Origin of the sequence: Pseudomonas sp. 273, assembly GCF_029201425.1 — a bacterium.
GTDB classification, from domain to species: Bacteria; Pseudomonadota; Gammaproteobacteria; order Pseudomonadales; family Pseudomonadaceae; genus Pseudomonas; species Pseudomonas delhiensis.
On the sequence record NZ_CP116775.1, the window covers coordinates 4,134,575 to 4,156,099 of the forward strand.

Sequence of the window (21,525 nt, forward strand, 5' to 3'; positions counted from 1 at the left end):
CGCTCAGGACTGCTTGGCTTTGCGGAACGGCAGGCTGGCGAGAAACGCCATGTCCTTGAGGCTCAGCATCTTCAGGCCGGCCCGCGTGGCGGCGCCGTCCAGCCGTGCCTCCATGGGCAAGGTGCCGAAGCTCTTGCCCTTGATCACCAGCTCGTCGCCGACCCGGCGGATCGACTCGACGTGCATCAGTTCCTCGTCCGCCGGCCCGCGCAGCACCATGCCCTCGCGGGCGGCTGCGGCCTGGCCGACCGGTGGCGGCAGGTCCTCGCGCACGCCGGAGGAGACCGCACCGAAGTCCATGCCCAGTTGCTCGAACATCTTGATCGCGGTGGCCCGGCCGGCGCCGTAGACACCGCCGCCGGGATGCTGGAACGGACCGGCGAGGTACAGCCGCTCCACGCCGGGCACGGTGAACTGGCCGAGGTCCGGCGTCGGACGGTGGCCGGCGCTCTGGTAGAAGTAGGGCGCCACGCCATGCAGGTCGCCGCGCATCATGCTGTTGGGGCTGGAGCGCTCCAGGTCGACCGGGCTGACGATGCTGCGGGCGATGATGTTGTCGCCGGTCAGGTTGGTCACGAACTTGCGGTAGTGCTCCAGCGACAGGTCGCCGATCTCTTCCTTGAAGTCGTCCCAATGGCGGTCCTTCCAGCGCGGGTCGTTGACCTTGTAGGGCGCGAAGGTGATGCCATGGAACATGCCGGCCCCGGCGGGGACGCGGGTCTTGTCGCCGATGCTTTCGTCACCGCCGGCGCACAGGCGGCGCTGGCTGATGTAGCCGCGCTTGAGCTCGTCGAAATCGGCCAGCATCTCGTCCAGGGAGTCAGTGGCCATGAACTCCAGCATGGTGGCGTACCCCACCTCCTCGCCCGCGTGGTACTTGCAGTTCTCCTTCAGGTCGTAGTGGCTGACCATGATCGAGAACGGCGCCAGGGTCGCGCGTTCCGCCCGCGCCAGCACCGGCTCGGGCACACCCTCGACGAACTTGCGCACGACGTGGGGGTGGATGGCGCCGATCACCGCGTCACGGGCCTGGATGGTCTCGCCGCTGCTCAGGCGCACGCCGCTGGCGCGCCCGCCGCTGGTGAGGATCTGCGCCACCTCGGCGTTGCAGCGCACCTCGCCGCCGTGGGACTCGATGCAGCGCACCAGCGACTCGGTCAGCTTGCCGCTGCCGCCGATGGGTTGCGAAACGCCGTAGGTATGGATGATCCCGGGCATCAGCAGCACGCCCATGCCGGTGCCCAGTTCGTTGGGCGCCTGCAGGTTCTCGCTGACCAGGCGCAGCAGGTGGATCTTGATCTTGTCGCTCTCGTAGAGCTGGTTGACCAGGTCCAGGCAGTCGCGATTCATGTAGTCCAGCATCAAGCGGCCTTCATCGCTGCGGTCGAGCATCGCCACCAGTTCGCCCAACGGGGGCGGCGGCGCGTACAGGCCGGGCATGAACATCTGCAGGATGTTCTGGCTGAGCTTGACGAAGTTGCGATAGGTCTCGGCATCCTTCGGCGAGACCTTGGCGAAGCATTCGCAGGTCTTGTCGACGTCCCTGTAGGTGAACAGCGCCGACTGGTCCGGGAAGATGGTGGCGTGCGGCACCGGCGAGTAGTGGTACTTCAGCCCGTGCTGGCTGAGCAGGCCCAGTTCATCCTGGCGCAGCATCGGGTTGCCCTGGATCATGATGTGCACGCTGGAATGCTCGTCGTGCCAATAGCCGGGGGTATTGAGCTGGCGCGTGGTGACGCCGCCGCCGGGATAGCCCTTGCGCTCCAGCACCAGGACCTTCTTGCCCGCCTTGGCCAGGTAGGCCGCAGCCACCAGGCCGTTGTGCCCGGCGCCCATGGCGACGATGTCGTAGGGGGTATTGCTCATCTTCAACTCCTTGCTGAATCGGGAGGGAACGGCCGCTGGCGACCGTTCCCGGCCCCCTCGCGGGGGCGGGACTTCAGGTACTCAACGAACCCCTTCGCCGGCCATCGCTTCCGGGGTGAAGGTGGTTTCCGGATAGGTCGGCACGATCTTGTACTGCTCCTTGGAGTCGTTGAGCATGCCGTCGAAGTACCAGCTGCCGGAGATCAGGTCGTAGAACCCGAAGCTCTGCGGCGATGCGGTGGCGGGAATGTCGGGCATCACTATCGGATCGGCGAAGCCCATCTGCCAGAGCTGGCCATTGGCGTCCCAGTGGTCGGCCAGCACGGCGATCCAGGTGTCCTCGTCGACGTAGTAGCGCCGCTTGGGCGCCAGGTGGCGCTTGCCGGGGGCGACCGTGGCCTCGACCACCCAGACGCGGTGCAGTTCGAAGCGCATGTCCTGCGGGTTGATGTGGTGGTCCAGCAGCACTTCCTTGGAAGTGCGCTGCAACAGGCGGTTGGTGTTGTAGGGGATGTACATCTCCTTCTTGCCGACGATCTTCCAGTTGAAGCGGTCCAGGCGGCCGGTGAAGACGTCGGTCTGGTCGAACATGGAGATGCCCGCGCTGGCCGGCGTCGGTGTGTCGCAGCAGGCGTTGGGCAGCTTGCGCACGCGGCGCTGGCCGGTCAGGTAGACCCACGACTGGGTGCTGTCCGGGTCAAGGTTCTCGTGCCCGGTGATGGCCTCGCCGGCGCGGATCGGCGGTCCGTAGTTGAGCATGCGGATCATCCAGTAGTTGTTGCCGTAGCGGCTCTTCAGCTGTTCCGGCGAGCCTTCCTTGAGGTAGTACGGCATCTCGAACGACCCCGAGGCCAGCACGCTGGGCACGTGGTTGCCGTTGGCGGTGGTCTGCACGCCGCGCACGTCGACGTGCCAGGACGAACCACGCCAGCGCAGCAAGTGGTTCCACATGATCTCCTCGGCACTTTGCGGGATCGGGAAGGGAATGCCGCCATAGGCACCTTCCAGCTTGCCGTTGTCGAGCCTGGCGCTGCTGGCGTTCTTCAGGGTGTTGTCATACACCCACTGAGGGGCCGCGGCGGTGCGGTGGCTCGGGTAGACGTCGATGCGGAAGCTGTCCGGGTACTTCTGCATCATCGCCTTGACGCCTTCGGAGAGCTTGTCGGCGTACTGGCTCATGTTGCCCGCATTGATGCTCAGCAGCGGTTTCTCGCTGGCGAAGGGATCGGGGCGGCGGCCGCCGTTGACGAAACCGGGAATCGGCTGGGTGTAGCCGCCGGTCCAGGCCGGGATGCTGCCGTCGGCATTGCCGGCCTTCTCTCCTCCCAGGGGAGTCAGGTCCTTGTTCAGGCGCTCGGCCTCCTGGGGCGAGACGGCAGCCAGCGCCAGGGAACCGAAGGTCAGCAGTGCGCCTAGGATGGCCGTGCGCAGCAGCAGGGAGTGGGCGTTCATGTCAGTTCTCCAGCAGGATCAGAAGGTGCGACGCAGGGTCACCGCGACGAAATCGCGGTCCGCCAGGTTTTGCTTGTAGGAACCGTGGCCATCGGCATCGATAGCGTTGTCCACGGGGCCGAAGTAGTGGGTGTAGGAAACACCGAAGCGCCAGACGTCCAGGTAGGTGGCGTTCAGCCCCACGTTGAGGTCGCCGACATGCTCGCCGAGGAACGAGCCCACCACCGACGAGTTGCCGTCCAGGCCGTAGCCCACCCCCATCGGCACCGAAAGGTCGAGGCCCGGGTAGACCTGGCGGTATTTCGGCTCGTAGACCATGCGGATGTTGGTGGCGTCGCGGTCGGCATTGGGGTTCAGCGCGCTGCGGTTCTTGGTCACGCTGCTCAGGCGGTTCCAGGCGATCTCGCCCAGCAGGTCGGCCTCGTTGGAGATGAAGTTGGGCCCCAGGCTGGCCATCCAGTTGACCTGTGCGTGCACCGAGTTGCCCACCGCGTAGAGGACGTTGCCGTCGCCATCGGCGGTACCGGTAGAATCCACCTGGGCATCGCTGCTGAGCGGAGTGTTGCGGCGGATGGAGATCTCCCCGGCGACGTTCACCTCGCCGAAGGTGCGCGAGGCGCTGGCGCCGAAGGAACGGACGTCTTCCGGGTAGACCCAGCGATAGCTGCCGGCGCGGTAGCCCGAGTCGGTAGCGCCGGCGCCGACGCCCGGCAGGATGTAGATCTGCGGGGTCTTCTCGTTGTAGCGCACTGCGTACAGGCCATAGTCCACCTCGCCGACACGGAAGCGCAGTTGCACGCCGCCCTGCCCCGAGTCCTTAGCCTTGATATCGCTGATGCGGCGGAAGTAGCTGCTGCCGTCGCTGGCCAGCAGCATCCGTTCCGCACCGTTGCTGAGGAAGTCGACACCGGAGAAATAGCTGCCGGCGCCCGGCAGCAGGCTTTTCTCCCACTCCAGCTGGTAGTAGGCGCCAATGGCAACGTCCGGGGTGAGCTGCAACTGGCCGGACACCTGGTTGACCGGGCGCATCAGTTCCTTGAACTGCGTGTTGGGTACCGACTGCGCCTTCACCACATCGATCGGCGCCTGGGCGTTGGCGATGCCGTTGCCGCCGAAGAACAGGCTTTCGCCCCACAAGGTGGTATGTCGTCCGAGACGGCCGGTCAACGGCATGGAGCCCAGGTCGAAACGGCCGAACACGAAGGCGTCGAGCACCTCCGCGTTGCCGCCGTGCAACTTGCGCGTGCCGGAGGTGAACTCGTCATGGTCCACCGAGATGGCGTTGGCGGTGGCCGGCGAGTCGTTGTCGTTATGACCGTGGTACTCGGTGTCGTACCAGCCGGCGCCGCTCACGCGGAAGCCATAGCGCTGCTGGTAGGTCAGGTCGAATTCGCTGAGCACATCCAGGCGATTGGAGATCAGCCCCTTGTCGAAGTTGCGGTCGCCGTCATCGGTGTTGGGCCAGTTCGCCTGGGGCTCGCGAGTCAGCCGCGAATCCTGGCCCTCGACGCGGAAGGCCGCCGAGTATTTCGCGGTGGTGTCCCAGAGGATCTTCAGGTCCGGGTTGTCGGTATCGATCATGAAGGCTTCGCTGGGAGCGCTGCCGAGAGTGGCGAGCACCGCAAGGGCCAGGGTCTGGAGGCGCAGGCCCGGGAGCCCCGGGGCCTGAGGCTTCGCATGTAGCGTGGGTTTCATCGTCTTATCCTTGTTCTTGTTTTGGGACAATGCTGGTGTTGGCGTTCGGCGCCACGGCAGCAGGCGCTAGCGCCAGTGAATCAGCGCCTGGCCGGCCACCGGGGCGCGGAACCAGGGGATGCGGGTGCCTTGCAGGCTGCCCAGGTAAACCGTCTTCAGGTCGGGACCGCCAAAGGTCAGGCTGGCCATCCAGGGCGCGAGGGTGCCGCGGGCCGCGGCCATGATCTCGGGGGTCAGGGTCTTGTCGGCGTAGTGCCGGTTGAGCCGCGCGGTGGCCTGCGGGTCGCCATCGTCGAGCAGCGTCAGCACCTCGCCATCGGGCGTGATGGCAATCAGCTTGTCGCTCATCACCAGCGTCACCCAGAGGTTGCCGTAGCTGTCGAAGGCGAAGCCGTCGGGGAAGCCCTCCAGTTCGCTGGGCCCGTAGATTTCCCGCTCGCCCAGGGAACCGTCGGGACGCAGGCGCAAGCGCGAGATGCGCCGCACGTTGCTCTCGACCACGTAGAGCCATTCTTCGTTGTCGTCGAAACGGATCTCGTTGGTGCCGCCGAAACCCTCGGCGACGATGCGGATGCCCTTCTCGTCGATCACCCCGATGTAGCCATCGAGCACACCGGAATTGATCGAGTCGGTCCATGGCTGCATGGTCGTGGTCACGGTGAACCAGATGCGCCCCCTGGAATCGAGCAGAGGGAAGTTGGTCTTGCCCAGCGGGCGGCCATCCAGGTGGTCGTGCAGTACCTGCAGGCGGCCCTGGCGGTCCAGGCGCTCGATGCGATCCAGGCCCCAGTTGCAGATGATGAACTCGCCCTCGGCGGTCAGCGCCAGGCCATTGGGCAGCGAGGCGCCCTGGGACTGCACGTAGCGCTGCTCGAAGGACACCTCGGCAACCGCCGCCTGCTGCGGCGCCAGCAGCACCTGGCTGCCGTCGGCGCCGATGTGCATCACGCCTCCGCGGGCATCGGCGGCCCAGAGCGTGCCGTCGGGCTGCGCGACTATGCACTCCGGACGTTGCAAGTCATGCCCGATGAACTGGATGGCTTGCCGATCCACTTGCCATCCCTTGAGAGGATTGTGTCCACCCATCATGCGATACCTATGTGCTGGACTGCTGGCGCCGGCCGTGCAGCCGCCATCGACGGCGCAGCCGGACCTCGCCGGGCCTTTCGGCTGGCACCAGGTGAGTCGGGTAATGGAACCTGTGCCCGCGCTGCGCCCGGACGGGGCATCAGATCGACGGGTACGCGGGGGTCATGCCCAGGCGGCGTCCCGGCGCGGTCGCGCGCATTCGGGAGGCCCGGACGGATTCGGGAAGGAGTCGGTGAATGCCGGGCCAGAACTGGCCGGCAGCGAAGCGCAAGGGGCAAGGTCCTGCCCGGACGTACCTGAGGCGTGGCAGCGCATGGTCATCTCCGGTTTTCGTTCTTGTTCTGCACGCCGCGGCGATCGGCCTGGCGTCTTCCCCTGTCGGTTCTGCGACGGGGCAGTGACGAAATTACGCAACCCTGAACCATTCGGGAAATTTTTAATTGACATACAAACCATAACTGCGGTGGATTGTAAAAAGCCCCCGCCCCCGGACGGGTAAAACAACAACAATCATCTCGGCGCCCGCCATCGGCAGGCGTCCGACGTGCCGACAAGAGCCGAATCCGATGCGTTTCTACGGTCTGGACCTCAACCTGCTGGTCGTCCTCGACGTCCTGCTCACCGAGCAGAACATCACCCGTGCGGGCGAGCGCCTGCACCTCAGCCAGCCGGCCACCAGCGCCGCCCTCGCCCGCCTGCGCGACTACTTCCAGGACGACCTGCTGGTGCAGATCGGGCGCCGGATGGTGCGCACGCCGGTGGGTGACGGCCTGACGCTGCCGATCCGCGAGTTGCTGATTCAGATGCGTGCCACCCTGGAAAACCGCGCATTGTTCAAACCTGCGGAATCCAGCCGGAAATTCAGCCTCATCGTCTCCGACTACGTCGGTACCGTGCTGATGCCGGAGGTGAGCCGGCGGATCAACCAGTCCGCGCCCCTGTGCTCGATAGAGATGTTCCCGCCCCACAACGCGCCCACCGAACAGATCGAGCGTGGCGAGATCGACCTGCTGCTCCTGCCGGACCTGCAGATCACCACCGAACACCCGTCGCAGGCCCTGTTCCAGGATGAATTCGTCTGCGTGATGTGCCGCGACAACCCGCTGACGGAGTCGACCCTGAGCTTCGAGCAGTACAAGCAAATGAAGCACGTGCTGGTGCGCTGGGGCGAAAAGCGGGTTCCCACCGTGGACGAGTGGTTCCTGCACAAGTTCGACATCGAGCGCCGCTTCGACGTGATCACGAACACCTTCAACAGCGTGCCGTCCTACCTGATAGGCACCGAACGGCTGGCCACGATGCACCGCCTGCTGGCGGAGCGCTGGGTCACCTACCTGCCCCTCAAGATCCTGCCATTGCCCTGGACCGCCCCACGCCTGACCATCGCCATGCAGTGGAACAAGTACCAGCAGCACGATCCTGGGCTGACCTGGCTGCGCAGCCTGATCGTAGAGGTTGCTGCATCCATCTAGATGTCGACGTTTCCGGAAGCGAACCGACATGCAGCTTTATCGAACACCGGCCCCTGTCCTGCCGCAAGAATCAGAAAAAATCCTTGAAGCGTCCCGCAAAAACAGAAAACAAGAAATCCATTCCACTGATGCAGATCAATGAATTCGGCAAAAGTGATGTCATATTGATATTATTCGTAAAGAAAACTGCACAGAGAACAACGATTGCGTGCCAAAGACAGAGTAAGGATCGATGTTTGTGAATTGACCGTCGGAATGTATGTGCTGGAGCTCGACGAGTCCTGGGAAAACACCCCGTTTCTGTTCCGTGGTTTCCAGATCAGGACCATGAAGGAGCTGGAGCGGATCAGGCAGATAGCGAACCATGCCTGGGTCGAGGCCCGGTCCCTGCCCGAGGGTCCCTCCGGGGACCCCGACATGGCGCTCGTGCCGCTCATCGGCAAGGTGGACTTCAGGCAAGAGATCGAGCAGGCACAGCAGACCTGGTGCGAAGCGCTGGAGGTTTCCCGGGGCCTGCTGGACGCGGTGCGCCTGGGCCAGGCCCTGGACATCCCCGGGGTCAAGCGAACCATCGAGGGGTGCGTCGAGAGCATCCTGCGCAACCCCGCGGCAATGCTCTGGCTCACCCAGATCAAGAACAAGGACGACTACACCGCCGAGCACTCGCTGAGAACGGCCATCTATGCGATTTCCCTGGGCCGCAGGCTCGACATGCTGCCCCGGGAACTGGTCGACATCGGCATGTGCGGCATGCTCCACGACCTCGGCAAAATCAAGGTTCCGCTGCCGATACTCACCAAGAACGGCCGGCTGTCCGCGGACGAATACCTGATCATGCAGACCCATGCCGACAGCGGCCGCAAGTTGCTCATGAGCACCAGCGACGTGCCACCGGCGGCCGTCGATGCCGCCTACTGCCACCATGAGCGCCTGGACGGCAGCGGCTACCCCCGGGGCCTGCGGCACGACAAGATCCCGCAAGTGGCGAAGCTGGTGGCGATAGTCGACGCCTACGATGCCATCACCAGCGACCGGGTCTACAGCAAGGGGCGCTCCAGCCTGGAAGCGCTGCGGATAGTATTCGATGCAGCCGGCACGCACTTCGACGAGGAGATGGTCGCGCACTTCGTCAAACTCATCGGCATCTACCCGCCGGGGGAAATAGCCGAACTGAGCAACGGCGAAGTCGGCATCATCATCGGCTGCCCACCCGGCAACAAGCTCAAGCCCAAGCTGCTGAGAGTGCTGGACGCCGACAAACGCCCCTGCCGGGAACGGGTCATCGACCTGGCGACGAACCCGAAGGACGACCAGGGAAAACCCTACTACCTCTATCTGGTCCACCCCAGCGGCGCCTTCGGCATCGACATCGAGCATTACCGCAAGAAGGGTCTTCTCGTTCCCGAGAATCTCTAGCCGAGTTCAGATGACATGACGGCTCTGCATCAGGCTGCACCAGGTCAGGGTCGGTACCGCCAGTGGTGGCACGCGCCGATCCGACATGCATCAGCTCGGCCGAGTTCGTCACCGAGAAACCCCAGGAAGATCTACATCCGCCACGGCTTCAATCGCGAAGCCGGCGAAATAGCGGGAGCTTCGGAGCGCGCTCCGACTTGTCGGGCTGTCGCCGTTCCCCGAGACAGTCGCTGGAGGTCCGGCAGCGCGAAGCCGGCATGGACTGGCAGATCCAGGAAAGCCCGGTCCATTTCAAGGCAGACGCAGTTGGCCATCTGGGCAGAGCGAAGTTAAATACCCGCATTGACAGCAAGAACCTTCAGAGGGCACCTGCAGGTAGCGGGCGGCGGGGAGGGGTCACCGTGCAGCATCTTCCGGCACGTAGATCATCCGCCCGTCGGCCAGGCGGTAGGTCACGCCGGCGCGGGTGCCCTGGCCTTCGCCGATCTCGCCGCTGGCCTCGTAGCGCTTCAGCTCCTTGCCCTCCTTGACCAGCAGGCGCATGTCCGCCTCCCCGGGGTTCTCGACCACCACCACCTTGTCCTGGCTGAACGGGTTGAGCGGGTTCTGCACGATCACGATCAGCAGGATGCCGATCACCACCAGGAACAGGTCGATCAGGTTGACCATCGAGAGGATGGGGTCGTCCGCCTCGTCGTGTTCGAGAAAGCGCATCAGTTGCCCTCCTGCGCGCGCTCGACGGCCCGCAGTTCCTGGAGCAGCCAGCGGCGGCGCACGGTGAGGACGAAGAAGGTGATGCTGGCGCTGACCAGGGCGAGGATCACCGCGGAAAACGCCACCACCAGGTTCTCGCCGATACCCTGCGCATCGTTGCGGGTCAGCGCCAGCAGGGCCGGCCCCATGGGGATCATGGTCGCCACCAGGCCGAGCATCGGCGTGCTGCGCGAGGTCACGCGCAGCCATTCCAGGCGCTGCATGATCCACAGTTCGAGGTCGTCGCTGTTGCCGCCGTGGGCTCTCTGCCAGGCCGCCAGGCGCGACTGGTAGCGCCCGCTGCGGCGCTGCCAGGCTTCCACGGCGAAGCCGCCGAGGGCGATGAAGGCGTAGGCCAGGGCGGCCAGGATCAGCAGCAGCACCGGCAGCAGGAACAGGCGCGTCAGTTCGTAAAGGCTGGTTTCCAGGGCATTCATGGGCGGTTTTCCATCAAACGGCGGTTGATAACGACTTGCCGGCCGGCGCCGGCGATAAACAGGACCAGTAGCAGCGCCAAGGCCAGGCGGATGCTCGCGTCCGGCTCGCCCCCCTGGGGCGGCGCGACCTCTTCGAGCACGCGGCCGCTGACCGCCTCGGCGGCACCGGCGGCCGTGGCGCCATCGGCCGGCGCCGTGGCGGCGGACTCGCCGAAGCCGGCGGCCATCTGCTCGATGAAGGCCCGGGTCGTCGCTTCGCTCCCCTGCCCCGCGCCGGCGGCGGCCAGTTGTTGCCAGCGCTCCGCCAGTTCGCGGCGGGTCTGTTCGCTGGCATCCCAGTAGCCCTTGCGAATGGCCTCGGCCAGGCGCTCGATGATCTGCGCCTGGGCCCTCGGGTTGTGCTGCTGGAACCATTCGGCGAGGCCGAGCTGGCGGCGGTCCATGACGAAGGTGTCGTGCAGCGCCTGCCACTGGTCGGCACGGACCATGCTGCGGTCCGCCGCCTGCCAGCCCCACAGGTTGTTGGCCAGGTCGAGCATTTCCAGGCTGCCGGCGTAGCCTTCGCGCTGCATGGCGCTGATCCATTGCGGGTTGAGGTAGCGCCCGCGCAGCTCGTTGGCGAGGAATTGCGCCGCGCCCGTGGTTCGCGGCTCGCGCTGGCGCAGGTCGGCGATGTACAGCGCCGGGCTGGCGCCGTCCAGGTGGCGGACGGCCAGCGACAGGCCGCCGAGGAACTCGAACGGATGGTCGCTGGCGAGCACGCCGTTGAGCGTCGAGGAGCGCGACAGGATCGCCGCCCGCACGCCCTTCAGCTGTTCGGCGAACAGGTTGCCGCCGTCCAGCTTCACACCCCAGTCGCGGCTGCCGTAGGCGTACTGCAGGCGGCCGAGGAACTGCTCGGCGAGGGCCGAATCGTCGTCCCAGCGGGTGGAGTCCAGGGCCAGTTGCGGCAGGCCGGTGCCATAGTCGCCCGGCGCGTTGCCGAACAGGCGAAGGCGCGACAGCCGCTGCGCCATGTCTGGCGCCACGCCCTGCTCGCGCAGGCGCCGTTCCAGCGCGCGGCTGTTGGCGGCCAGCGGGTTGCCCGGCTCGTCCAGGCTGGCCAGGCGCTCGATGGCCTGCGCGAGCAGGCGCATGAAGCCGTCGAACTGGTCGCGGTAGACGCTGGTCACCTGCAGCACCACGTCCACCCGCGGCCGGCCCAGCTCCGTCGCCGGCACGATGTCCAGCGCCAGCAGGCGGCCGCCCGCATCCCAGCGCGGGCGCAGGCCGAGGGCGTGCAGCACCTCGCTTTCGACGATACCCAGGTGGCGCATGGTTTCCGAGGACCAGAGACTGAAGGCGAGCTTGTCCGGCGCCTGGCCCTGGTGCTCCGCCCGGTAGTTCTCCAGCAGTTGGCGGAACGCCTCGTCGCCGGCCTCGTAGGCGGCCCGGGTCGGTACCTTGTCCGCTTCGAAGGCATAGAGGTTGCGTCCGCTGGGCACCCCGGGGTTGCGGATCGGATCGCCGCCGGGGCCCGGCGCCACGAAGCGCCCGGCCAGGCCGGCGAGCAGCGCCTCGAGTTCGCCGGTCTCGCCGAGCTGGCGGTCCAGCACCCGTGCCCGCAGCAACTGCTCGCGCAGGCGCGGCTCGGCGACCGCGCCAATATCGCCGTCCTCGCGCAGGTAGCGTTGCAGGGTGCGGTAGGCGCGGCTTTCCTGCAGGGCCTTGAAGTCGCGGGCGAACAGCTCGTTGGGGTCGAGGCCGAGTGCCCGGTAGTAGGGCTCGCCCAGTTGCTGCATCACGGTGCTCAGGCGCAGCTCCGGCGCCGCGGCGACGCCGAAGGTGTGCAGGCCCAGCGGCATGGCCGCTCCGGCGAGCCCGTGCAGGTGGTCGTGGAGCTGCGCGAGGAACGCGGGGAAGTCCTGGCGCATCGCCTCCTCGCTCCAGCCCAGGTCGTCCTGCAGGTGCGAGGCCAGCACCGCGGCGCGGATCTGCTCGGCGCTGCGCTCACGCACGGCGCCCTCGTCCAGCTGCTGGTATTCGTGGATCAGGTGGTGCAGGTCGCGCAGTTCGTCGTACAGGCCCGCCGGGGCGAAGGACGGTGTCTGGTGGCTGACGATGACCGCACGCCCGCGCCGGCGCGCCTGGATCGCCTCGCCGACGTTGTCCTGGATGTACGGATAGAACACCGGCAGATCGCCGAGCACGCGCATGGGGTAGTCACCCGCGGCCAGCCCGCGGTCCTTGCCGGGCAGCCATTCCTGGGTGCCATGGGTGCCGAAGTGGATCAGCGCGTCGGCGGCGAAGCCCTCGCGCACGAACTGGTAGACCGCCAGGTAGAGGTGGTCCGGCGGCACCGCGCTGTCGTGGTAGGCCTCGCCCGGGCGGCCGGCGCGCGGTGGCTGCGGCAGCAGCAGGAGGTTGCCCAGGCGTGCCGCCGGGAACAGGAAGCGCCGCTGGCCGTCGATCTCGCGCAAGGCCCAGTGCTTGCCGGGCTCGCCCCAGCGCTGGCGCAACTGTTCGCGCAACGGGGCCGGCAAGGCATCGTACCAGCGCAGGTAGGCATCCAGCGGCAGGCTGGCGGCCAGGCCGTCGCGGTACAGCGCATCGAGGGTGTCCGGGCGGTAGTAGCCGCCGAGCAGGCGCTGCGCCGTGTCGATCAGCGCGGCCTCCGAGGTTGCCGGCACCAGGTAGCCGGCCCCGTGCAGCGCCTCGCCCAGCCTGGCCAGGCTGGCCGGTACGTTGAGATGCGAGGCGGCGACGTTCTTCTCGCCCTCGGGGTGGTTCCAGAACATCAGCGCCAGGTGCTTCTGCGCCGTCGGCAGGCGGCGCAGCCGCACCAGGCGGTCGAGCTTGCCGAGCAGGGCCTCGGCCTGCCCCGCCATCAGCTTCGGCTCGCCGTGTTCCAGGGCGCTGATCACCAGGGGGTCGCTCATGCCCCAGGTTTCCGGCACGCCGAGGAAGGCCGCCGCGGTGCGCGGCGGAATCCCGCTGGCGGCGGCGAGCCAGTCGGCCTCGCTGCCGTCGCGGTAGCCGAGGGTCTGCAGCACCGGGACGTCCAGGGCGAGGAACTCGGCGCGCCGGGCCGGGCCGTTCTGCAGGTGCTGCAGGTTGACCAGCGCCTGGATGCCGGCCCCGGCGAACGACCGTGTCAGCGCTTGCGCGTCGCCGTCGTCGAACCACAGCGCCAGGGGCGCCTGGCCATGCCGCTCGCTGCGGCGCAGCAGTTCGTCGATGGCTGCGGTCTGGGCGTCGGCGATGGCGCTGCGCGGGATCACGAAGGCGATCCGCGGCGCGTCCTTCGCCCAGCGTGGCGTGGCCCAGGCCAGGTAGTCGGCGAGGTTGGCGAACGGCGCCGGCGCATCGGGGTGGTAGAAGCCCGTTTGCGGCAGGCGCTGCGGCGCCGGCACGGCATCGGTCGGCAGCCCGGCGTGCTGGCGCTGGAGCAGTTCGAACAGGTGGCGCAGGTTGGCCTCGCCGCCATTGGCGTAGTAGCCGACCAGCCGCTCCGCCAGGGGCGCCGGCAGGTTGCCGAAGCCCGGCGCGCCGCCACCGACGCGGATCCAGGGCAACGGCCGGCGCTGCAACAGGTCGCCCAGTGCCTGCTCGACCTGCGCCCGGTCGCCGGGGCGCGGGGTATCGAGGATCAGCAGGTCGGCCCCGTCCAGCCAGCGGGCATCCGGTTCGCCGCCCTCGCCCAGGCGCAGGCCTTGCAGCTGCACGCCGGCGTCGCGGGCCCAGCCCGCCAGGCGCTGGTGCTTGCCCGGCAGCACGAAGTCGCTGCTGAGCACGCGCACCTGCGCCGGCTCCGCCCAGGCGCCGGCGCACCCCATCAGGGCACAGCAGAACATCAGCAGGCGGCGCATCAGAAGCTCGCCACCAGGCCGATGTGGAAGGTGCGCCCCGCCTCGGCGTAGGTGAAGTTTTCGTTCTGCTCGGCCAGGCGTTCGTCGCCGAGGTTCTCGATGCCGCCGCGCAGCGTCAGGTTGTCGCTGAGCTTCTGGTTCAGGTCCAGGTGCCAGAGGCTGTAGGCCGGCAAGGCGTAGCCGACGTTGCTGCTGTAGGCCACCTGGCTGCCGACGTACTCCGTGCGCAGCTGTGCGCTGAAGCGCGTGTTCGGCGTCCATTTCAGCAGGCTGTTGGCGAGGTGCCGGGAACGGTCGCCGAGACGCTGGCCGACGGTCTGGTTGCGCGCGTCCAGGTAGGTGTAGTTGAGTTCCCAGCGCAGGTCGGCCGGCAGGTCGATGCCGCCGCCCAGCTCGATGCCGCGGATGCGCGCCTTCTCGACGTTCTCGTAGTTGCGCACCTCGGCGCCGCGCACGCCGCAGCGTGACACGCAGACGGTCTGGATCAGGTCGCGCACGTCGTTCTCGAACAGTGTGCCCTTCAGCGACCAGCCCTCCCCTTCGTAGTCCGCGCCCAGCTCGTAGGAGGTGTTGGTCTCCGGCTTCAGGTCGGGGTTGCCGTAGATGGTGAAGCGGCCTCCCCCACCCACCGCCGCGTATTCCGGCGACAGCTGCTTCAGGCTCGGCGCCTTGTAGCCGCGGCCGACGCCGGCGCGCAGGCTGAGCGCATCGGAGTAGTGGTGCAGCAGGTACAGGCGCGGGCTGCTCTCCCAGCCGAACGCCTCATGCTTGTCGAAGCGGCTGCCGAGGGTCAGCGACCAGTCGGGGGCGAAGGCGATCTCGTCCTGCAGGAACAGCGCCTTGTGCCGCGCGCTTTCATCACCAGCGGCGTTCACCGTGCTGTCCTCCAACTGCTCCTTGCGCCATTCGCCGCCCACGCTGAACAGGTGCCAGTCGAACGCCGGCACGCTCACATGGCCATCCACCACCGTATCGGTCAGGCGCTGCGGGTCGCTGGCCGGCTGGGCGTCGGAGCGCGCGTTGTGCCGCTCCAGGCGGTTGCGGTAGGTGCGCAGCTGGCTGCTGCCCCAGTCCCACTCGCCGCTGTGGGCGAGCGACCACTGCTCGCGCTCGATCCGGTCGCGGGACTCGTAATAGCTCGAACGCGCCCCGCCGGTCTCGCTGTTGCGCCAGCGCCGCTCGCGGCCGCGCTGATGGCCGAGGTCGATGCGCTGGGCCTCGTCCGGCGTCCAGCTCAGGTTCAGGCCGCCGCTGTCGGCGTTGCGCCCTTCCAGCTCGGACAGGCGCCGATTGTCGGCATCCGGCGTCTCCTGCTGGCGGCGCGTCTCGCCGTTCAGGCTGAGCCCCAGCTTGCCGGGCACCAGCGGCCCCGCGACATAGACGCCGAGCTGCTGGTTCTGCCCGCCCAGGCCATCCTCGCGCACGCCGCCGTCGAGCAGGCCGCTGCCGTGCCAGGCATCGGTCGCCCGGCGAGTGATGACGTTCACCACGCCGCCCAGTGCCTCGGAGCCATACAGAGACGACATCGGGCCGCGCACGACCTCGATGCGCTCGATGCTTTCCACCGGCACCCAGCCCAGGTCGAAGTCCGAGTGGGCGATGGCGCCGGACGAGGACGCCAGGCGCTTGCCGTCCACCAGCACCAGCGTGTGTTCGCTGCTCATGCCGCGGATGCTGATGCCCCGCCGCTCCAGGCCGATGCCGTTGAACTGCAGGCTTTCCGAGCCCCGCAGGGCTTCCTGCAGGTCGCGCACCGGCCGTTGCTGCAGCGCTTCGGCGGTGACCACGGACACGCTGGCCGGCGCGTCCCTGAGCTTGCGTTCGGTCGTGGTGGCGCTGACCACCGTGGGTTCGAGATCGACCGGCGCGGCCATGGCCAGCCAGGGGAAGAGGCAGACAAGCGGCATGGAACGGGCCAGCCGCGGTGAAGGGAAATGGCACGAGTAGGGAGTCGGGGTCATGGTCTGGAAGGTATTGGAAGAATTAATTGACATGTTATAACGTAACACTAAAGTAAATCCATCAAAGTACGCAGGGAGCGTCGCCGGACACTCGGCCACTCGCTACTGCAGCATCAGGTCACGCTTCCAGTGCCGGCCACCCTCGCGATAGCCCAGGCAGGCATAACCGCCCCGCGGGTCTACATGGCTGCCATCGATTCCGCCACTCCGCACATAGGCCGCGGACAGTGACAGGCCGCGGGCACCAAGGGGCGCGAGGTCGAGATCGTGTTGAGGGCGTGGAAGTCCGACAGCTGCACGGCGTTGCCGAGGAAGATCGCGCCGCGCGTGACGTAGCCGAAGGGCGAATCACCGTCCACCTGCTGGTAGCCCAGGCCGATCCACTGCGGGCCGAAGCCATGGCCGCCAAGCAGGCCCCAGGCGGTGTTGTCACCACGCCTTGCCAGTATCGCGGCGGCGGTAGAGGTTGAGCTCCAGCGACAACGCCCTCCCCTCGCCCAGCGGCCGGTGCGAAATGCACGCCATCCAGCGGATTGTGCCCGGCCACCAGCAGCAGGCCGAATCAGCGCCCCCCTGCAAACATGCATGTGCGAATAGCTCGTAGAAGCGCTTGGGCCCCCATCGAGGCGATGCCGAAATCGGAAACGCATGCAGTCCGGCATGAGCACCAAAGCGAAGGGGCTTGGGGAGAGTCCATGCATGGGCGTTTAGCAATGCTGTCGTACGGCTATGGCCTGTCGGTAACCGCCGTGCAGCTGGCCCACGCCTACGCCACCCTGGCCAATGGCGGGCGGATGATGCCCCTGTCGCTGGGTGCCGCGAGCGCGCGCCGAGCCCCGAGCAGGTCATTCCGGAAAGGGTCGCACGTACTGTGGCGGCCATGCCCGAACAGGTGGTCGAGTCGCCTCGCGGCATCCATCGCGCCCGGGTGCCCGGCTATCACGTGGCCGGCTCGACCGCCCTGAGGCTGGGGGCAGTTCTGGAGGCAATGGAGAAATCGACCATTGAACCGCAAACGACTCGGCATCGCCCTGCGCTACCGCTCCAGGCGCTGGAAGCGCCGCCAGTTGGCCGGGGACATGCCGGCCAGGCGGAGGAATACCCGGGAGAAATGCGACTGGTCGGCGAAGCCGCAGTCCAGGCCTATCTGCGACAGGCACAGCGAAGTGTCGCGCATCAGTTCCTTGGCCTTCTCCACACGCCTCCTCAGCAACCAGTCGTGGGGCGACAGGCCGGTGCTGAGCTTGAAGGCGCGCGTGAAGTGGCTGCGGGACAGCGCACACTCCTGAGCCAGGCGGGCTACCGACAGGCCGTCGCTCAAATGGTTGGCGATCAGTTCCTGGGCACGCCGCAGTTGCCAGCCGGCCAGCCCCCTGGCCGACTCCCGCGGCGCGGGGCCTCGCCGTAGCGCGCGTTGAGGTGAGTGCACAAGGCGAGCATCACCTGGTCGATGAACAACTGGTTGACCTGGCCCGGCATGCCCAGCGCAGGCAGCAGGGCCTGCGCCAGGTGGTAGGCGACGGGATCGACCTGCCCGGTGATCCTGTCGAACGCCACGGGCCTCGGAACGCCCTCCTCGTAGAACAATTCGTTCATGGCGGTGCACGGCAGGGTGAAGCGGAGGTTGTCGTAGGCCGCCCGGTGCTGGCAGCGCACCTCGTCGCCCAGGTAGGCGATGGACATGCTCTGCCGCGCATGGCCGCCGTCGTACACCAGGCTGCCGCCGCGCCAGAGACGGTGCGAGGCGAAGTCCCGGAGCTGGACGATGACCGAGAACGCATCGTCGCAGGGGATCTTCAGCACCTGTTCGGCGTCCGGACGCTCCTCGCATTTGCGCAGGATCGAGTAGTTCCCGCTGCCGAGGGCCGCCGGCGCCCGCGCCTGCCCGTCCCGGGCCGCTTCCTGCCCTGCCTTTTTGTCCAAGCGCATGGCCTGCCCTCCCGGCTCGAATTCATCTGTCCAATTGCCCCGAAGCTCCAGAACGCCCCTTTGGGGCGATGCCTGGTGAGCCCGGTATAGAGCCCCTGCATTGCAGCGAGACGACAGACTGCAGAATAGACGCCCCGCCACCCGGCCACTCCCGGATCGTTCGAGGAAGATGATATTGAGCGCCTGGATGAGTACAAATAGAATCAATGGAATTCCATCAATTCCGAATCATGCATGAAACTCCTTCCCGACCTGGAAGCCTGGGCGATCTTCGCCCAGGTGGCCAACAGCGGTTCCTTCGCCGGCGCGGCCGAGGCGCTGGGCATCTCCCAGCCCACCGTGTCCAAGGCCATCGCGCGCCTGGAACGCCGCCTGGGCACGCCCCTGCTCCACCGCACTTCGCGCCGGCTCTCGCTCACCACCGCCGGTACGCAAGCCTGGGAACGGGCCTTGCGCATCCTCGAAGAAGGGCGTGCCGCGGAAGCCGAGGCCTCCGCCCAGGCCAGCATGGCGTGCGGCCGCATCCGCATGACCGCGCCGATGTCGTTCGGCCTGAAGTACCTCGCGCCGCTCGTCCCGGCGTTTCTTGAGCGCTACCCTGAAATAGAGCTGGACCTGTCCCTCGACGACCAGGTGGTCGACGTGGTGGCCGGGGGCTTCGACGTCGCCCTGCGCATCGCCGAGCTGCCCGACTCCAGCCTCAGGTCACGCCGGCTGTGCGCCGTCCGGCGGCCCCTGGTAGCCACGCCGGAATACCTCGACCGGCACGGCCGCCCGCGCCACCCGCAGGACCTGGCGCAGCACCGCTGCCTGCTCTACAGCAACCTGCCGACGCCGGAGGCCTGGAAGTTCCACCACCCGACCCAGGGCGACTGCAGCGTGCCGGTGCGCGGGCGGCTCAGCAGCAACAATGCCGACGTCATCAGCCCCGTGCTGCTGGCCGGCCAGGGCCTGGCGCTGCAGCCGGAGTTCATCGTCTGGGATGCCCTGAAGAGCGGGGCGCTGGAAGAAGTCCTCGCGGACTGGCACATCGCCAATATCCACATCAACCTGGTGACGCCGCCCGGGCCCTTGCGCCCGGCGCGGGTCACCGCCCTGCTCGACTTCCTGGGTGAACACCTGGCCCATGCGCCCTGGGCCCTGGACGGAGACTGAGCGGGCGCACAAACGTCCCAAATGCGCGCATCGCTACAAGACCGGGGGGAGCTGGCCAGCGCACAGTCTGCACTCCACGTTCCCACCGGAGACTCTTCGCCATGGGCTGCCCCCGGCCACACGCTGCCGCGCCCGGCCGATCACACCCTGATCGGCCACCGGTCGCAGATGCCCTTCGCCACCCGGTCCATCGACGCCTCCGAAGGCCACTGAACGCCATGCCGGCAGGACGGTGGCATGGCCTTCCCGCCGGTTGTCGCCAAGCGCCGTCCTGCCACAGCCCTGGCATCCGCTACCGTCCGGCTGCCCTGGCCGGGCGGCCACCTGCCCGTCGCGCTATTCGTCAGCCGTGCTGCTGACCTACCTGCTCGTGCCGGCGGCCGGCCGCCGTTTCGCCACCTGGCTGCCTGCCCGCCGACCGAGGAGCACCCGATGAGCCAAGACCCATCCAACCCCAGCCGCCGCCACTTTCTCGCCGCCGGCTCCGTGCTAGGCGCCGCGGGAGCTCTGCTGTCCGCCCTGCCCCTGAGCGGCGCGGCTGGTTCCACGCCTACCGAAACCCGAGGGAGCCCCATGATTGCCGACCTGATCCTGCACAATGGCCGCATCCACACCGTGGATCGCGAAAACCCCACCGCCAGCGCCGTGGCCATCAAGGACGGCAAGTTCCTCGCCGTCGGCACCGACGCCCAGGCCATGGCCCTGCGCGGCAGCGCCACCCAGGTCGTCGACCTGAAGGGGCGCACCGTCATCCCCGGCCTCAACGACTCGCACCTGCACCTGATCCGCGGGGCCTGAACTACAACCTCGAACTGCGCTGGGAAGGCGTGCCGTCGCTGGCCGATGCCCTGCGCCTGCTCAAGGAGCAGGCCGAACGCACACCTTCGCCGCAGTGGGTCCGCGTGGTCGGCGGCTGGACCGAATTCCAGTTCGCCGAGAAACGCATGCCGACCCTCGACGAGCTGAACCAGGCCGCCCCGGACACCCCGGTGTTCGTCCTCCACCTGTACGACCGCGCCCTGCTCAACCGCGCCGCCCTGCGCGTGGTCGGCTACACCAAGGACACGCCGAACCCGCCCGGTGGCGAGATCGTCCGCGACAGCAGCGGCAACCCCACCGGCATGCTCATCGCCCGGCCCAACGCGATGATCCTCTACGCCACCCTGGCCAAGGGGCCGAAGCTGCCACTGGAATATCAGGTGAACTCCACCCGCCAGTTCATGCGCGAGCTCAACCGCCTGGGCCTGACCAGCGCCATCGATGCCGGCGGCGGCTTCCAGAACTACCCCGACGACTACCAGGTCATTCAGCAATTGGCCGACGCCGGCCAGCTGAGCGTGCGCATCGCCTACAACCTGTTCACCCAGAAGCCCAAGGAAGAGCTGGCCGACTTCAGGAACTGGACCGGCAGCGTGAAGTACGGCCAGGGCAGCGACTTCTTCCGCCACAACGGCGCCGGCGAGATGCTGGTGTTCTCCGCCGCCGACTTCGAGGACTTCCTCGAACCGCGCCCGGACCTGCCACCGAACATGGAAGCCGACCTGGAGCCGGTGGTGCGCCACCTGGTGGAACAACGCTGGCCGTTCCGCCTGCATGCCACCTACAACGAATCCATCTCGCGCATGCTCGACGTGTTCGAGAAGGTCAACCGCGACATTCCCTTCAACGGCCTGCCGTGGTTCTTCGACCACGCCGAAACCATCACGCCGCAGAACATCGAGCGCGTGCGGGCGCTGGGCGGCGGCATCGCCATCCAGGACCGCATGGCCTTCCAGGGCGAATACTTCGTCGACCGCTACGGCGCCAAGGCCGCCGAGGCCACCCCGCCGATCCAGCGCATGCTCGCCGAGGGCGTGCCGGTGGGCGCCGGCACCGATGCCACCCGCGTGTCCAGCTACAACCCCTGGACCTCGCTGTACTGGCTGGTCAGCGGCAAGACCGTGGGCGGGCTGAGCCTGTACCCCGAGGGCCTGTCCCGCGACACCGCGCTGCAGTTGTTCACCCACGGCAGCGCCTGGTTCTCCAGCGAGCAGGGCAAGAAGGGGCAGATCAAGGTCGGCCAGTTGGCGGACCTGGCGGCGCTCAGCGCGGATTACTTCAGCGTCGAGCAAGAGCAGATCAAATGGCTCGAATCGGTGCTGACCGTGGTCGGCGGCAAGATCGTCCACGCTGCCGGCGAGTTCGACAAGCTGGCGCCGCCGGCACTGCCGGTGCTACCCGACTGGTCGCCGGTGGCCAAGGTCCCCGGCCACTGGAAACCGGCCGCGCCGCTCGCAGCGCAGGTGCACCAGTGCGTCGGTGCCTGCGCCGTGCACGCCCACGATCACGGGCGGGCGCGCCGGTCGAACGTGCCGGTCAGCGACTTCCAGGGCTTCTGGGGCGCCTTCGGCTGCTCCTGCTTCGCCTTCTGAAAGCCGGCGCGGGCCTGGCGGCCCGCGCCCCCAGCGAGAAC

The 21,525-nt window shown here is 67.5% G+C and carries 14 protein-coding genes and 2 pseudogenes; 5 read left to right on the forward strand and 11 right to left on the reverse strand.

Features of this window, described 5'->3' with window-relative positions:
• Positions 1 to 3: 3 nt before the first annotated feature.
• The 4 genes from PKO50_RS18805 to PKO50_RS18820 all read right to left on the reverse strand — a co-directional run bounded on the left by PKO50_RS18805 (position 4) and on the right by PKO50_RS18820 (position 6,066).
• Positions 4 to 1,866 carry an NAD(P)/FAD-dependent oxidoreductase gene (locus tag PKO50_RS18805; RefSeq protein ID WP_275626914.1) on the reverse strand — a complete coding sequence of 621 codons (1,863 nt, stop codon included), beginning with the start codon at positions 1,864 to 1,866 and terminating at the stop codon, positions 4 to 6.
• An 81-nt stretch (positions 1,867 to 1,947) separates the two neighbouring features.
• The gene (locus PKO50_RS18810) at positions 1,948 to 3,318 is read right to left on the reverse strand and encodes a DUF1329 domain-containing protein (protein WP_275626915.1); all 1,371 of its coding nucleotides are present in this window, start codon (positions 3,316 to 3,318) and stop codon (positions 1,948 to 1,950) included.
• An 18-nt stretch (positions 3,319 to 3,336) separates the two neighbouring features.
• Positions 3,337 to 5,013: a DUF1302 domain-containing protein gene (locus tag PKO50_RS18815; protein ID WP_109935882.1), complete on the reverse strand. Its 1,677-nt coding sequence runs from the start codon at positions 5,011 to 5,013 to the stop codon at positions 3,337 to 3,339.
• A gap of 66 nt (positions 5,014 to 5,079) precedes the next feature.
• Positions 5,080 to 6,066: an SMP-30/gluconolactonase/LRE family protein gene (locus tag PKO50_RS18820; protein WP_256595952.1), complete on the reverse strand. Its 987-nt coding sequence runs from the start codon at positions 6,064 to 6,066 to the stop codon at positions 5,080 to 5,082.
• Between the two features lie 602 nt (positions 6,067 to 6,668).
• Between PKO50_RS18820 and PKO50_RS18825 the strand changes: the two genes are divergently transcribed.
• Positions 6,669 to 7,574 carry a LysR family transcriptional regulator gene (locus PKO50_RS18825; RefSeq protein WP_109935881.1) on the forward strand — a complete coding sequence of 302 codons (906 nt, stop codon included), beginning with the start codon at positions 6,669 to 6,671 and terminating at the stop codon, positions 7,572 to 7,574.
• A 255-nt stretch (positions 7,575 to 7,829) separates the two neighbouring features.
• The gene (locus PKO50_RS18830) at positions 7,830 to 8,990 is read left to right on the forward strand and encodes an HD-GYP domain-containing protein (protein ID WP_109935880.1); all 1,161 of its coding nucleotides are present in this window, start codon (positions 7,830 to 7,832) and stop codon (positions 8,988 to 8,990) included.
• A 396-nt stretch (positions 8,991 to 9,386) separates the two neighbouring features.
• Here PKO50_RS18830 and PKO50_RS18835 read toward each other — a convergent pair whose 3' ends face one another.
• The 5 genes from PKO50_RS18835 to PKO50_RS18855 all read right to left on the reverse strand — a co-directional run bounded on the left by PKO50_RS18835 (position 9,387) and on the right by PKO50_RS18855 (position 16,690).
• The gene (locus PKO50_RS18835; RefSeq protein WP_089394431.1) at positions 9,387 to 9,704 is read right to left on the reverse strand and encodes a DUF2149 domain-containing protein; all 318 of its coding nucleotides are present in this window, start codon (positions 9,702 to 9,704) and stop codon (positions 9,387 to 9,389) included.
• Positions 9,704 to 10,180 (reverse strand): MotA/TolQ/ExbB proton channel family protein, encoded by a 477-nt coding sequence (locus tag PKO50_RS18840; protein WP_089394432.1) that lies wholly within the window; start codon positions 10,178 to 10,180, stop codon positions 9,704 to 9,706. Before PKO50_RS18840 ends, PKO50_RS18835 begins: the two co-directional genes overlap by 1 nt.
• Complete coding sequence (gene cobN, locus PKO50_RS18845) at positions 10,177 to 14,028, reverse strand: cobaltochelatase subunit CobN (RefSeq protein ID WP_275626916.1); 3,852 nt, start codon at positions 14,026 to 14,028, stop codon at positions 10,177 to 10,179. The genes PKO50_RS18840 and cobN overlap by 4 nt, the downstream gene beginning before the upstream one ends.
• On the reverse strand, positions 14,028 to 15,989 hold the full coding sequence (locus PKO50_RS18850) for a TonB-dependent receptor (RefSeq protein WP_275626917.1): 1,962 nt from the start codon (positions 15,987 to 15,989) through the stop codon (positions 14,028 to 14,030). Before PKO50_RS18850 ends, cobN begins: the two co-directional genes overlap by 1 nt.
• 179 nt (positions 15,990 to 16,168) lie before the next feature.
• Entirely contained in the window at positions 16,169 to 16,690 is a 522-nt protein-coding gene (locus PKO50_RS18855; RefSeq protein WP_346770482.1) for an OprD family outer membrane porin, read from the reverse strand.
• A gap of 9 nt (positions 16,691 to 16,699) precedes the next feature.
• On the opposite strand from PKO50_RS18855, the pseudogene PKO50_RS18860 reads away from it, so the two are divergent.
• Positions 16,700 to 16,941 (forward strand): annotated as a pseudogene (locus PKO50_RS18860) (penicillin-binding transpeptidase domain-containing protein); the annotation flags it as partial.
• A gap of 84 nt (positions 16,942 to 17,025) precedes the next feature.
• On the opposite strand, the gene PKO50_RS18865 reads toward PKO50_RS18860, so the two are convergent.
• Together PKO50_RS18865 and PKO50_RS18870 are read right to left on the reverse strand one after the other, a co-directional pair.
• Positions 17,026 to 17,310 (reverse strand): AraC family transcriptional regulator, encoded by a 285-nt coding sequence (locus PKO50_RS18865; RefSeq protein ID WP_275626918.1) that lies wholly within the window; start codon positions 17,308 to 17,310, stop codon positions 17,026 to 17,028.
• An 11-nt stretch (positions 17,311 to 17,321) separates the two neighbouring features.
• Positions 17,322 to 17,918: a hypothetical protein gene (locus tag PKO50_RS18870; protein WP_275626919.1), complete on the reverse strand. Its 597-nt coding sequence runs from the start codon at positions 17,916 to 17,918 to the stop codon at positions 17,322 to 17,324.
• Positions 17,919 to 18,152: 234 nt separating this feature from the next.
• Between PKO50_RS18870 and PKO50_RS18875 the strand changes: the two genes are divergently transcribed.
• Positions 18,153 to 19,073 carry a LysR family transcriptional regulator gene (locus PKO50_RS18875; protein WP_109935876.1) on the forward strand — a complete coding sequence of 307 codons (921 nt, stop codon included), beginning with the start codon at positions 18,153 to 18,155 and terminating at the stop codon, positions 19,071 to 19,073.
• Between the two features lie 573 nt (positions 19,074 to 19,646).
• Positions 19,647 to 21,484: pseudogene (locus PKO50_RS18880) on the forward strand (amidohydrolase).
• The last annotated feature ends 41 nt before the right edge of the window (positions 21,485 to 21,525 follow it).

Bases quoted from the DNA above. Each gene is read 5' to 3' on its own strand.
- PKO50_RS18805 (WP_275626914.1), bottom strand. From the start codon at position 1,866: ATGAGCAATACCCCCTACGACATCGTCGCCATGGGCGCCGGGCACAAC.
- PKO50_RS18810 (WP_275626915.1), bottom strand. From the start codon at position 3,318: ATGAACGCCCACTCCCTGCTGCTGCGCACGGCCATCCTAGGCGCACTG.
- PKO50_RS18815 (WP_109935882.1), bottom strand. From the start codon at position 5,013: ATGAAACCCACGCTACATGCGAAGCCTCAGGCCCCGGGGCTCCCGGGC.
- PKO50_RS18825 (WP_109935881.1), top strand. From the start codon at position 6,669: ATGCGTTTCTACGGTCTGGACCTCAACCTGCTGGTCGTCCTCGACGTC.
- PKO50_RS18830 (WP_109935880.1), top strand. From the start codon at position 7,830: ATGTATGTGCTGGAGCTCGACGAGTCCTGGGAAAACACCCCGTTTCTG.
- PKO50_RS18835 (WP_089394431.1), bottom strand. From the start codon at position 9,704: ATGCGCTTTCTCGAACACGACGAGGCGGACGACCCCATCCTCTCGATG.
- PKO50_RS18840 (WP_089394432.1), bottom strand. From the start codon at position 10,180: ATGAATGCCCTGGAAACCAGCCTTTACGAACTGACGCGCCTGTTCCTG.
- cobN (WP_275626916.1), bottom strand. From the start codon at position 14,028: ATGCGCCGCCTGCTGATGTTCTGCTGTGCCCTGATGGGGTGCGCCGGC.
- PKO50_RS18850 (WP_275626917.1), bottom strand. From the start codon at position 15,989: ATGACCCCGACTCCCTACTCGTGCCATTTCCCTTCACCGCGGCTGGCC.
- PKO50_RS18855 (WP_346770482.1), bottom strand. From the start codon at position 16,690: ATGCATGGACTCTCCCCAAGCCCCTTCGCTTTGGTGCTCATGCCGGAC.
- PKO50_RS18870 (WP_275626919.1), bottom strand. From the start codon at position 17,918: ATGCGCTTGGACAAAAAGGCAGGGCAGGAAGCGGCCCGGGACGGGCAG.
- PKO50_RS18875 (WP_109935876.1), top strand. From the start codon at position 18,153: ATGAAACTCCTTCCCGACCTGGAAGCCTGGGCGATCTTCGCCCAGGTG.